Origin of the sequence: Candidatus Protofrankia californiensis (assembly GCF_900634765.1) — a bacterium.
In the GTDB taxonomy this organism is placed as follows: domain Bacteria; phylum Actinomycetota; class Actinomycetes; order Frankiales; family Frankiaceae; genus Protofrankia; species Protofrankia californiensis.
Genome location: NZ_CAAAFT010000499.1, coordinates 1,442 through 13,382, shown reverse-complemented (window position 1 = coordinate 13,382; position 11,941 = coordinate 1,442). Strand labels below are relative to the sequence as shown.

At 67.3% G+C, this 11,941-nt stretch carries 12 protein-coding genes; 9 read left to right on the top strand and 3 right to left on the bottom strand.

Translation table 11 applies throughout. The annotated features are described in order from the left end of the window. The 3 genes from DD1DGNOD_RS26225 to dnaA form a co-directional block, all read right to left on the bottom strand. The coding region (locus DD1DGNOD_RS26225) for an AAA family ATPase (RefSeq protein WP_131771235.1) at positions 1-442 on the bottom strand (442 nt) is incomplete at its 3' end. A gap of 1 nt (position 443) precedes the next feature. Beyond that, on the bottom strand, positions 444-1,601 hold the full coding sequence (gene dnaN, locus DD1DGNOD_RS26220; protein WP_131768963.1) for a DNA polymerase III subunit beta: 1,158 nt from the start codon (positions 1,599-1,601) through the stop codon (positions 444-446). A gap of 658 nt (positions 1,602-2,259) precedes the next feature. After that, positions 2,260-3,735 carry a chromosomal replication initiator protein DnaA gene (dnaA, locus tag DD1DGNOD_RS26215; protein ID WP_131768962.1) on the bottom strand — a complete coding sequence of 492 codons (1,476 nt, stop codon included), beginning with the start codon at positions 3,733-3,735 and terminating at the stop codon, positions 2,260-2,262. Positions 3,736-4,093: 358 nt separating this feature from the next. Here dnaA and rpmH point away from each other — a divergent pair, with 358 nt between their 5' ends. From rpmH to DD1DGNOD_RS26170, 9 genes are all read left to right on the top strand, one after another. Beyond that, entirely contained in the window at positions 4,094-4,231 is a 138-nt protein-coding gene (gene rpmH / locus DD1DGNOD_RS26210; protein ID WP_013871596.1) for a 50S ribosomal protein L34, read from the top strand. Positions 4,232-4,263: 32 nt separating this feature from the next. Continuing rightward, complete coding sequence (gene rnpA, locus DD1DGNOD_RS26205; RefSeq protein ID WP_131768961.1) at positions 4,264-4,701, top strand: ribonuclease P protein component; 438 nt, start codon at positions 4,264-4,266, stop codon at positions 4,699-4,701. Continuing rightward, complete coding sequence (gene yidD, locus DD1DGNOD_RS26200) at positions 4,698-5,186, top strand: membrane protein insertion efficiency factor YidD (RefSeq protein ID WP_131768960.1); 489 nt, start codon at positions 4,698-4,700, stop codon at positions 5,184-5,186. The genes rnpA and yidD overlap by 4 nt, the downstream gene beginning before the upstream one ends. A 12-nt stretch (positions 5,187-5,198) precedes the next feature. Then, positions 5,199-6,524, top strand: a complete 1,326-nt coding sequence (gene yidC / locus DD1DGNOD_RS26195) for a membrane protein insertase YidC (protein WP_131768959.1) — start codon at positions 5,199-5,201, stop codon at positions 6,522-6,524. Between the two features lie 76 nt (positions 6,525-6,600). After that, entirely contained in the window at positions 6,601-7,233 is a 633-nt protein-coding gene (locus DD1DGNOD_RS26190) for a protein jag (protein WP_131768958.1), read from the top strand. A 611-nt stretch (positions 7,234-7,844) separates the two neighbouring features. Continuing rightward, positions 7,845-8,582, top strand: a complete 738-nt coding sequence (rsmG, locus tag DD1DGNOD_RS26185) for a 16S rRNA (guanine(527)-N(7))-methyltransferase RsmG (protein ID WP_131768957.1) — start codon at positions 7,845-7,847, stop codon at positions 8,580-8,582. A gap of 28 nt (positions 8,583-8,610) precedes the next feature. Further along, positions 8,611-9,540, top strand: coding sequence for a ParA family protein (locus DD1DGNOD_RS26180; RefSeq protein ID WP_283234761.1), 930 nt, complete (start codon positions 8,611-8,613; stop codon positions 9,538-9,540). Beyond that, positions 9,537-10,463, top strand: a complete 927-nt coding sequence (locus DD1DGNOD_RS26175) for a ParB/RepB/Spo0J family partition protein (RefSeq protein ID WP_131768955.1) — start codon at positions 9,537-9,539, stop codon at positions 10,461-10,463. Before DD1DGNOD_RS26180 ends, DD1DGNOD_RS26175 begins: the two co-directional genes overlap by 4 nt. Before the next feature lie 549 nt (positions 10,464-11,012). Continuing rightward, on the top strand, positions 11,013-11,660 hold the full coding sequence (locus tag DD1DGNOD_RS26170; protein WP_131771234.1) for a GNAT family N-acetyltransferase: 648 nt from the start codon (positions 11,013-11,015) through the stop codon (positions 11,658-11,660). Positions 11,661-11,941: the final 281 nt, after the last annotated feature.

The window sequence follows — 11,941 nt, the reverse complement described above, 5'->3', positions numbered from 1 at the left end:
CGAGGCGAGGCGTGCGGGCCACCAGAAGATCGTCGAGGAATCGCCGGCGTCCGGCCGGATCACCCTTGACCAGCGCCAGGTCCTCCGGGGCGAAGAACACCATGACCAGAAGACCGAGGACGTCGTGAGGCCGGGCGAGGGGAGCGCGGTTGAGCCGGGCGCGGTTCGCCCGACCCGGGATGATCTCGATTTCGACCAGTGCCGCGCGGTCGCCCCGTACGATCCGGGCGCGCAGCGCGGCGCTCGTGGCACCCTCACGGATCAGAGGGACGTCCGCGGCTACCCGGTGACTGCCAAGTGTCGCCAGGTAGCCGACGGCCTCCAGCAGGTTGGTCTTGCCCTGCCCGTTGGACCCGACGAACGTGTTCACCCCGGGAGCAAGCAGGAGGTCCAGCGCCGGATAGGACCGGAAGTCCACCAGCGACAGGTGGGTGAGATGCACGTCACCCGGACAGCCGGATCGGCATGAGCAGGTACCGGTAGTCGGGGACCTCGCCGTCGTCAGGCGCCTTGCCGGTGAGGATCGCGGGCTTCTTGGACGCCTCGTCCGCGTCGTCGGCACTGGCGAACCCGATGTGGACGACATCGGATTCCAGCGCGCCCAGACCGTCCAGCAGGTATGCCGGGTTGAAGGCGATCGACAGCTGCGGCCCGTCGTAGGCGATCGGCAACGTCTCCTGGGCCTGGGCCTCACCACCGACACCGGCCTCCAGGACCAGATGATCCGCAGAGAAGCCCAGCTGGACCGGGGCGGTGCGGGCGGCGACCAGTGCGACGCGTTTCACGGCCTCGGCGAACGGGGAGATCTCGACCTGGGCGGTCAGTGGTGAGCTGTCGGGTAGCAACCGCTGGTAGGGAGGGAACGAACCGTCCACCAGACGGGTGGTGGTCTGGCGGCCACCACCGGAGAAACCGGCCAGCGCCTCCCCGGAGGGACCTGAGCCGAGCGAGATCGCCACCTCCACGCCGGTCCCTGACAGTGACTTCGCTGTCTCGCTCAGCGTACGCGCCGGCACCATGGCCACGCCGTCGGCCGTCTCGGTCGCCGGCCGCCATTTCAGCTTCCGGACCGCCAGTCGGTAACGATCGGTAGCGGCAAGGGTGAGTACGTCGCCATCGATCTCGACCCGCACGCCGGTGAGCACGGGCAGGGTGTCGTCTTTGCCCGCGGCGACGGCGACCTGGGACACTGCCCCGGCGAACGCCGCGCCCTCGATGTGGCCGGTGACCAGCGGCATCGGCGGCAGCGCCGGATAATCGTCCACCGACATGGTCGGCAGGGTGAAACGTGCGTTACCACAGGTGAGGACCACGCGCGCGCCATCGGTGTACAGGTCGACCGGCGCCGACGGAAGGGCTCTGGTGATCTCGGCGAGAAGCTTGCCGGAGACCAAGGCCCGGCCCTCTTCCTCGATTGTCGCGTCCACTCCGGACTGGGCGGCGACCTCGTAATCGAAGGCTGCGACCGTCAGTGACGGGCCGGTCGCGTCCAGCATAAGGCCGGCAAGGACCTGAAGCTGGGAGGTCGCACGGGTCGGCAGTGTGCGCGCCGTCCACGCCACGGCATCGGTGAAGTCATCCCGTTCAACCCGGAACCTCATGATTCGCCCTTCTGAACCGTTCGTCCTCGTGACCACAGTGACCTGTCACGTCGGTTGCGCTGTGACAGGCACGAGTCCCGCCGGGATGCCGCCAGCGGTCTGCGAACACGTTCACAGACTCGACCGTTGTCGTGCCGCCCGCATCCGGTGAGGCGTTCCAGCATCGCAGGCGTCGGTTCGAGGCTCGCGGCAGGGCCCGGAATCGCAGCCGGCAGCCTCCCGTATGTGACGAACTCCCGGATGGCAATCCGGTTCCGATCATGAGGCGTTGTCCCCAGGCCCAACTTCTTGTGGATGTGTTCTCTAAAAAATGATCTAGTTCGTCGTATCAGTAGGGCCGGTGGATACTGGGGACAACCCGTGTTTTCGCAGCTCAAGGGCCTAACCGGACGGTGCGGATGCTGTGGAAACCGCTGTGCCCAGCTCCTGTGGATTTCCACCGCCGGTCTGCTTGTCCCCTGCTCGTCCCCGGTTGTGCGCAGTCTGTCCCCTGGCTGTACACAGTTTCCGCACAGCCTGTCCCCGGTTACGCACAGACCGAACGGGCGACCGCCCACGGATTCCACAGAGTTTTCCACAAGCTGTGCACAAGACTCCACAGGCACGTGGGAGCGGATCCGGCTGCTGCCGCACCGTCTCTACCCCCGATCTGCCCCGTCTATGCCTGACGGGTCTGAGCCCGGATGCGGTTGGTCAGTTCCGTGACCTGGTTGTAGATCGCCCGGCGTTCGGCCATCAGTCCCCGGATCTTCCGGTCGGCGTGCATCACCGTGGTGTGATCCCGTCCACCGAAGTGCTGGCCGATCTTCGGCAATGACAAGTCGGTCAGCTCCCTGCACAGGTACATGGCGATCTGCCGGGCGGTGACCAACACCCGGCTGCGGGACGTGCCGCACAGATCCTCCATGGACACGCCGAAGTAGGTCGCGGTCGCATTCATGATCGCTGCTGCGGTGATCTCCGGGTCGGCCGCGTCCGGGATCAGGTCCCGCAGGACGATCTCGGCCAGCGTCCGGTCGACGTGCGACTTGTTCAGGCTCGCGAACGCCGCCACCCGGATCAGCGCGCCCTCCAGCTCACGGATGTTGCGCTCGATGTGGGTCGCGATGTACTCCAGCACGTCGCCGGGAACCGGCAGCCGCTCGGTCGCAGCCTTCTTCGACAGGATCGCGATCCTGGTCTCCAGGTCGGGCGGGGTGACATCGGTGATCAGACCCCACTCGAACCGGCTGCGCAGCCGGTCCTCCAGGGCGGACAGCTGCTTGGGGGACCGGTCGGAGGTGATGATGATCTGCTTCTCGGTGTCGTGCAGGACGTTGAAGGTGTGGAAGAACTCCTCCTGGGTCCGTTCCTTGTTCTCCAGGAACTGGATGTCGTCGACCAGGAGCACGTCGGCGTCCCGGTAGCGACGTTGGAACGCCTGCTGCCGGTCGTCCCGGATCGAGTTGATGAAGTCGTTGGTGAATTCCTCCGAGCTGACGTACTTCACCCGTGACTCGGGGTACAGCTTCAGTGTGTAATGACCGATCGCGTGCAGCAGGTGGGTCTTGCCGAGCCCGGAGTCCCCGTAGATGAACAGCGGGTTGTAGGCCTTTGCGGGCGCCTCGGCGACAGCCACCGCAGCCGCGTGCGGGAACCGGTTGCTGTCACCGATGACGAACGTTTCGAACACGTAGCGGGGGTTCAGCCGGGCCGGCTCGTAGGACCGGGGCGCCGGATCGCGTCCGAGGCCCGGTGTGATCCGGGCCTCGGACGCGGCAGACGGCGCGGACGCGGTGGGCGCCGACACCGGAAGGCTGATCGGTCCGGTCATCGGCTCCGGATCCGGCAGGTGCTCGACGGTGACCGCCACCCGGATCTCTCGTCCATAGGCTGTGGACAAAGCTGTGGACAGAAATGGCCGGAGGCGTGAGTCGAGCAGGTCCTTGGTGAACTCGTTCGGCGCCGCGAGCAGCGCCGTGTCCTGGACGAGGCCGAGTGGGCGGGTCAGGCGCAGCCACGCCCGCTGCTGGGCCGACAGGGTGCCGTCCGCGACTCCGGCAACGGCCTGTTCCCACACGGCGGACAGATCCGGTTCCTCGACAGGCACCCTGCCTGACATGCCGGCGAAGGGGTCGGCGCTAAGGTCTGTCACGAGGCAGGCTCCTCCGGAGGCGTCGGACGGGTGGACGGGCAGGGACGGACGGCTGCGGCCGGCCCTGGCGGGGTCAGTTCTCCACATGGTCGTCCACAAGCTGTGTACGACCATGACACCGCACCGGTCGAGCCGCTCCTGCGCCGCCCCCAATGTCCCCCGCGGGTCCCCCGCGGCCGGCTGGCATCTGCCGGCCCGCTGCCGGCCCGCTGCCGGCCCGCCCCGGTGCGGCGGGGCTTGATAGTCTCAAGCGTCGGGTTGCGGCGACAGCGCGCTGTTCGGTGTGTGTCTCCACTGCGTTCTGTACCGTTTCCGTCGCTATCGTTGTCCTTTGCCCGTCTGGCGTCCGGAGTCCTCTGTGAGCAAGCGCACCTTCCAGCCGAACAACCGTCGGCGTGCCAAGACGCATGGTTTCCGGCTCCGGATGCGGACCCGCGCCGGTCGTGCCGTGCTCTCGGCCCGTCGTCGCAAGGGTCGCAGCGAGCTGTCCGCCTGAGATCCGCTCGCGCACCCGATCCCTCCCGCGTCATGCTGCCCGTTCGGAACCGCGTCCGGACCAGGGCCGAGCACGCCCAGGTCGGTCGCGCTGGACGCCGGACCCGCAGCGGTCCACTGGTTATCCACAGCCTGGTTGTGGATAACCAGACCGTGGATGGCGCGCCGGAACCAACCGTCGCCCCTGCGCCACGGGTCGGTTTTGTCGTGGGACGCAAGGTGGGCAACGCGGTCGTGCGCAACCGCGTCCGCAGACGGCTTCGGGAGCAGGTGCGTGCCCGCCTCGACCGCATCCCCGCCGGGACGCTCATGATTGTGCGGGCCTTACCGGAGGGCGCCACCGCGTCCTCGGACGAGCTGGGGCGAGCTCTCGACCGAGGCCTGCACAACCGCTCTGCCCGGCTCGCCCCGGTCGCGGGACCCACCGGCGTCATCGGCACCGCCAGCACCGCGGGCCGGCAGCCACGATGAGCCGCGGTGGCGTTCTGCTGGCCGCGGGCCTGGTCATCGTGATCGACCTGCTCGCCACCACCCGTCTGGCCGCAGGGCTCGCCCCACGGATGTCTCGCAGCCGGGACGGCGCGGTACGCAGTCCCCTTGCCTGGGCGTTACGCATGATCATTGTTTTCTATCGGGCCGCCTGGTCCGCGCGTAACGCGGGGGTCTGCCGGTTCGAGCCGTCCTGCAGCGCATATGGGCTCGAAGCGGTGCGTCGTTACGGCGGAGTCCGTGGTGGTCTGCTGGCGGCTCGCCGGCTGCTGCGCTGCCAGCCGCTGTCGGCCGGCGGCTACGACCCGGTGCCGGTGCGTGCCAGCACCTCGCCTGATCACGGGCGGCTTGGCGTGCCAGCCGGTGAACAGGGCGAACAGGGCGCGAATCCGTGGCCGGACCAAGGGCTGGACCCGCAGCCGAACCCGCCCAAGCCGACCGCGTCCCGCTGTGGCACGAGGGCTTAAGGAGACGAACCAGTGCTGGATCCCCTCTACCATCTCGCGGCGAACGCGATCGTCTTCTTCCACAAGGGCTTCGGGCCGATCTTCGGCCGCGACAGCTTCTTCGCGTGGGCACTGTCGGTCGTCCTGCTGGTGATCTGTGTCCGAATCGTGATCTTTCCGCTGTTCGTCAAGCAGGTGAAGTCCCAGCGGACGATGCAGCTGATGCAGCCGAAGATCAAGGAGATCAAGGACAAGCACGGCCACGACAGGCAGCGGATGAACGCCGAGATCATGGCGTTGCAGAAGGAGCACGGCAACCCGCTGCTCGGGTGCCTGCCGATCCTGCTGCAGATCCCCCTGTTCATCGCGCTGTTCCATGTCTTCAGCCATCTCAAGCCGGTTGACCGGCCGGGTGGCGTGCTGGAGTGGGCACCACGGGTCGGGTTGACCGCTCAGCAGGTGCAGCAGATCGCCGAGGCCAAGCTGCTCGGTGTCTCGTTGTCCACCTCGTTCACCTCGTCGTCCAGCTTCCTGGAGTTCGTCCAGGCGAACGGGACGAACGTCAAGATTTTCGCTGTCGCGCTGATCGTCCTGATGGGTACGACGACGTTCCTCACCCAAAGACAGATCATGGCGCGGACCGGGCCGGTCGACCCGCAGCAGGCAATCGTGCAGAAGGTCCTGCTCTACGGATCCCCGGTGATGCTCGCGGTGTTCGGCTTCCAGTTCCCGATCGCGGTCCTGCTGTACTGGCTGACCACCAACCTGTGGAGCATGGGCCAGCAGTTCTTCGTGATCAAAAAGATGCCACCGCTGTCTGTGCAGGGTGCCGGCGGACGTGTGCCGAGTACCCGGTCGGCGGCCGCAACCGGGACGAAGAACAAGGCGCCGCAGCCGGCGCCGACCCGCCCGGCACCCGGCGCCCGTCCCACCGCCAAGGCCAAGAACCGGCCGGCGCCAGGGGTAACCGCGCCGTCCACAGGATCGTCCGCCGTACTGCCCGACAAGACGGTGAACGGCACCGACAAGGCGGTGAACTCCAACAGGGCGGTGAGCAAGGCTCCGCCGGGAACCCGCTCTCCCCGAGGCAACTCGCAGTCCTCGCAGCCGGCACAGCCTTCGCAGCCGTCGAAGGCATCCGATGCTTCGAAGGCCGGCGAGGTCGCCACCGGCGAGGTGTCACCGCAGCCGGTGCAGGCGCAGAACGGGTCCACCCAGGACAAGCGGACCCCGTCCGGCGACGAAGCTCAGGCGGGTGCGGGAAAGCCCCACGCCACGGCGGGCGCCCGCCGGCCTCCGGGTGGTTCCCGGCCCGCCAAGCGGCGTGGCAAGGGCGGACGACCCGGAGGCCGGCGGTGACCACCCCTGCCGTGACCGGGTCCGAGCCCGCCCGACTTGCGATCCGCAGACGCCCCCCCTTGAAGGAGCTGTTCCGATGACCGGTTCCGCACCTGACCTGGCCGCCGACATCGAGGTCGCCGAGGTCGAACAGGCCGGCGGCCCGTCCGCGCCGGCCACCTCCCAGCCGGACCCGGACGGGCCGGAGTCGGTCCGGCCGGATCGGGACCACAGCCCTGCCTCGGCGGTGGCGAGCAGCCGGCGACGGATCGCCGACCTGGAGCAGGAAGGGGAGATCGCAGCCGACTATCTGGAGGCGCTGCTCGACATCGTCGACATGGACGGCGACCTCGACCTGGACGTCGAGGGAGAGCGGGCTGTCGTCGCGGTCGTCGGGGACGGACTCGACCTCCTCGTGGGTGCCCAGGGGGAAACGCTGGAAGCGCTCCAGGAGCTCACTCGGCTGGCGGTGCTGCAGAAGACCGGCGTCCGCAGCCGGCTCATGCTCGATGTCGGCGGTCATCGTGCGCGGCGTCGGGCCGAGCTGCGTGACCTTGCCGCGGCCGTTGCCGAGCGGGTGAAGTCGGCCGCTCGACCGGAGAAGCTCAAGCCGATGACGCCGTTCGAGCGCAAGGTCGTCCACGACCTGATCGCGACGATCGACGGCGTCGTCAGCGAGTCCGAGGGTGAGGAGCCCCAGCGCCGGGTGGTTGTCCTGCCCGCGAGCTGACGTTGTGGGGTCGGCCGGTGCTGGCAGTCTGACGCCCACCGGCTCGGACAGCGGACTTCCGGGCCGGACTGACGTCCGATGATGACAGCCACCACCGGTACCGGTCAGGCGCATCTTCGTCCATCGGTCCTGGCGTAGGACACGAAGAAGTCCCGCTGTGGCGTCGATTCTTCGTCCTGCCCATCCACTGTGGGCACGTTTTCCAAGGGATCCCCCATACCACCCATACCGGTTGATCTTGTCACTTACAGCACTTGTACGCTTCAGCTGGGTCACCGTCACGACGTTGGATCGGTCCGGGCACGGGTGATCGGTGGGTTGTGATGCATCGCGTGGCCGAGAGCCGCATGACGTTCTGTACGCCGGTGTCCACTTGGTTGCTCTGACGCCGATGTACGGCAGCGGCTGGATAGCTCACATGTTCTTCATGACGCTGTTCGGCCTTGTGTTTTTGCCGGAAAATCGAACGGGCGTTCGTTCTGGTGCCGGACACCGGCGTTGTGGTGACGCCGGGCACCAGGAGGTCACGGCGGTCCCGCGGTGGCCGGGCAGGACTGGCTGCTCCCCGACCAGGACGGTCCCCAGATCTTATCGGCGAGCATGCTGGTCGCATGCTGCCTGTGTACGGTCCTCCGTCTGTCGCCCCCGGAGTTTTCGGGGATGGTTTTGATCTTGCCTGTGTCTACGCGGACCTCCTTGCCACCGCCGGCGTCGAACGCGGACTGATCGGTCCTCGCGAGGCCGACCGGCTCTGGGAACGTCACCTACTCAACAGCGCGGTCGTCGAAGAGGTTGTCGGTCACGCCGCGACCGTCGTGGACGTGGGTAGCGGAGCCGGGCTACCCGGGATACCGCTTGCCCTTGCTCGTCCCGATCTGAGGGTGACCCTTCTCGAACCGATGCAACGCCGCTGCGTGTTTCTTCACGAGGCAGTGTCCGGGCTCGGACTTGAGGGGCGAGTCACGGTGGTTCGCGGACGCGCGCCCGATGCCGCCGCTACCGTGGAGGGCCACGCGTTTGATGTTTGTGTTGCACGAGCCCTCGCGCCCCTGGGACGGTTGGGCGCGATGCTCGTGCCAATGGTGAAACCGGGCGGTGTCATGCTTGCACTGCGCGGTTCGCGTGTTGTCGAGGAGTTGTCGGTCGCGCGAGGTGAACTGGAGGCCCAGGGCTGGCGCGATGTGGAAGTCGTGAAATGCGGAGTCGGACGGGTGGCGGAGCCGGCCACCGTATTGCGCGCAGTCCACGCCCTACTACAGCCTGAACGCCGGCAGGGAAGTGGGAAAACGCGTGAAGCACGGCGAGGACGGGAGGCGCAACGTGCACGTGGACACACACGTTCCACGTGAAACAGCGCCGGGGGGAAGCAACAGATCCATGCGCGTGGCGAAAACCGGGCTTCAACCCGCCGACCCGCCGCTGGATACCAATGATCCATCCACCCCTATCGGAGCGGCGGCGGCAGCGGCAGTGGAAGCCTTGACAATGGAACGACGACGGCCGTTTCCCCGGCCTACGCGACGGCGCATCATCACCGTGGCGAACCAGAAGGGCGGGGTGGGGAAGACCACCACGACGGTCAATCTCGCCACGGCCCTGGCCATGCACGGGTGTCGGGTCCTGTGCATCGACCTGGACCCGCAGGGCAACGCGTCGACAGCGCTCGGGGTCGACCACCGCTCCGGTGTCCCGTCCATCTACGAGGTGCTCCTCGGGGATCGACCGCTCGACGAGGTCATCGTCAGGTCATCCGAGGCTGACGGGCTGTACTGCGCCCCGGCCACGATCGACCTTGCCGGTGCGGAGATCGAGCTGGTGTCGGTGGTGGCGCGGGAAACCCGGTTGCGGCGGGCAATTACCGGGCTGCGACAGGACGTCGACTACATCCTGGTGGACTGCCCACCGAGCCTTGGGCTCCTCACCGTCAACGCTCTGGTGGCCGCCAAGGAGCTCCTGATCCCCATCCAGTGCGAGTACTACGCGCTCGAGGGGCTGGGGCAGCTTCTGCGTAACGTCGAACTCGTGCAAGCACATCTCAATCCGGAACTGCGGTTGTCCACCATCATCCTGACCATGTACGACTCGCGAACGCGGCTCGCAGACCAGGTCGTACACGAGGTCAAGGAGCACTTCGGCAGCCGCGTCCTGGGCACGACTATTCCGCGTAATGTGCGAATCGCCGAGGCGCCGAGTTATGGCCGGTCAGTCCTGACCTACGACCCTGCTTCACGAGGGTCGCTGTCCTACCTGGCTGCCGCGCGCGAAATCGCCGAGCGGGGCTTCGAGCCGAATGGGGTGGGACTGTGACTGCGCGTCGGGGTGGGCTGGGGCGAGGGCTGGGAGCGTTGATTCCGACCGCGATGGATGTCGCGGACGTCAACGACGGTTTCGGGCTGCCGTCAGGGCCCGGGCCCGTCCATGGCGCCATCTTCCGGGAGGTCCCGGTCGATTCGGTGACGCCGAATCCCCGCCAGCCGCGGACACACTTCGACGAGGAGGCCCTGGAGGAGCTAGCCGCAAGCCTGCGCGAAGTCGGCCTGCTCCAGCCCATCGTCGTCCGTGAGATCATGCCCGGACGCTACGAACTGGTCATGGGTGAACGGCGCTGGCGGGCGTCCAGACTCGCGGGCTTCAGCCAGATTCCCGCCATCGTGCGGGACACCGCTGACGACGCCATGCTCCGGGACGCCCTGCTGGAGAACCTCCACCGCCAACAGCTCAATCCGCTGGAGGAGGCAGCCGCGTACGAGCAGCTCCTACGCGACTTCGGCGCCACCCATGAGGAACTCGCCGGGAAGCTCGGACGCTCGCGATCCCACGTCACCAACATGATTCGACTGCTGGGTCTGCCGCCTGCCGTGCAGCGACGGGTGGCAGCCGGGGTGCTCTCCGCTGGCCATGCCCGGGCTCTGCTGTCGCTGGAGGATCCCGAGGCGCAGGACCGGCTCGCGACCCGCATCGTTGCCGAGGGTCTGTCCGTTCGGGCTGTCGAGGAGATCGTGGCAATGGGCGAGGAAGGGCCACGGCGGACGCCTCCCCGCGGCCCGCGGGTCACCTCTCCGGCCCTCCACAAGCTTGCGACCCGCTTGTCCGACCAGTTCGACACGCGAGTGAAGGTCGACATGGGCCGGAGCAAAGGAAAGATTACGGTCGAGTTCGGAAGCATTGAGGATCTGGAGCGGATCGTCGCGGTGATGACGGCGTCGGGAACCGCTTCCACGGCCGGATGAGAACGGCCGGAGACCCGTGCCGTCGGCCCGGATGGAACACCACTATCCGGGCCTCCTGTCGCCCTGCCGACCAAGGGCGGTCTGTACACGACGGTGATCGGAACCGAGAGCAAGCCTGTCGCCCCTGCCGGCCGGCGGTCGATGCGAACCTCCCAGCTCGGGAAGCCGACCCGGCAGGAAGTCCGGATCGCTGATCGGACGCCGTTGTTCAGCGGCGTCCCAGGCTGGGACGGACCCTTCGGCTTCCTCCGGTCCAGCGGCTACCGCCTCGTTCGATTACCGCTGTTTCACGTGGAACCTTACAGCGACCCGGGGACTTGCTCCTCTCGGACCTCCCGGATCAGCTTCCGGAGATCGGATCCGGGAGGAACCCCGAGTGCGAAAAATCATGATCATACTGCCGGGGGCCCGCCGGCTGGCGGAGTCGACATGGCCGGGCGGATCCGGGACACGCCGGCGAAGATCCGAGAAGTCGAGCTAGTCTGGCCCTGTGAGAGATGTCAGCGGTGTCGTTGCTGCCGGGACCCGGGCTGGGTGGAACGTCGAACTATGAGCCGTCGCATCGCCAACATCACCCTTGACAATATTGACGACCTACCGGGGCGATGCCGTCGATGCGTCTTCTGGGAGCTTGATCCGGTTGCTCGCAGTCGAGCCGAGGAGTCCGGGGGCACCGAACTGGAGAAAGAGGCGTGGGTGTCCTCCACTCTCCTCGAGTGGGGAAGCTGCGGAAAGATCATATATGTGGACGGTGTCTCGGCCGGTTTCGCGATGTACGCGCCGTCGGCGTATGTGCCCCGGTCGGTCGCGTTTCCGACCAGTCCCGTCAGCCCGGACGCCGTCCTGCTCATGACCGTGAAGATCCTGGACGACTTCGCCGGACAGGGCCTGGGACGCATCCTCGTCCAGGCGATCGCCAAGGACGTGTTCCGGCGCGGCTTCCGTGCCATCGAGGCGTTCGGCGACCTGAAAGGCGAAGGTGCCCGGTGTGTGGTGCCTGCCGACTATCTGCTCGCCGTCGGCTTCAAGACCGTGCGGCCCCACCATCGGTGGCCACGGCTGCGGCTCGAGGTCAAGAACACCGTGAGCTGGCGGGAGGACGTCGAGGTGGCCCTGGAACGACTACTGGGATCGATGGCGCCCGAGGGGATGCTTCGCCAGGTCGGAAGTGCCGCCGGGACCGTCCACGCGCCCTGACTCCCCATCCGCCCAGCAGTCGCCCCCGCCTCGTCGAGGGTGGATTCCTCCGCCTTCCCGGCGGCTTCCCGGCGGCTCAGGATCTGGGAAGCCGGGGGCTGACGGTCTCCGGGTCGCTAGTGCTGTGACCACATACCTTCACCGTCTCTCCGGCCAGCGCTGTGATCGTTGTGGTTCTGAGGCCGCTGGAACAGCCTCCAGGTCACAAGAATCATGCTGTGCGAACCCGGCCGACATAGGTGGTCACCGCACTAGAGGCCCTTGCGGGAAGCAAGAGTCGG

Excerpts from the sequence above, each read along its gene's own strand:
- dnaN (WP_131768963.1), bottom strand. The coding sequence starts at position 1,601 with ATGAGGTTCCGGGTTGAACGGGATGACTTCACCGATGCCGTGGCGTGG.
- rnpA (WP_131768961.1), top strand. The coding sequence starts at position 4,264 with ATGCTGCCCGTTCGGAACCGCGTCCGGACCAGGGCCGAGCACGCCCAG.
- yidD (WP_131768960.1), top strand. The coding sequence starts at position 4,698 with ATGAGCCGCGGTGGCGTTCTGCTGGCCGCGGGCCTGGTCATCGTGATC.
- DD1DGNOD_RS26190 (WP_131768958.1), top strand. The coding sequence starts at position 6,601 with ATGACCGGTTCCGCACCTGACCTGGCCGCCGACATCGAGGTCGCCGAG.
- rsmG (WP_131768957.1), top strand. The coding sequence starts at position 7,845 with ATGCTGCCTGTGTACGGTCCTCCGTCTGTCGCCCCCGGAGTTTTCGGG.
- DD1DGNOD_RS26180 (WP_283234761.1), top strand. The coding sequence starts at position 8,611 with ATGCGCGTGGCGAAAACCGGGCTTCAACCCGCCGACCCGCCGCTGGAT.
- DD1DGNOD_RS26170 (WP_131771234.1), top strand. The coding sequence starts at position 11,013 with ATGAGCCGTCGCATCGCCAACATCACCCTTGACAATATTGACGACCTA.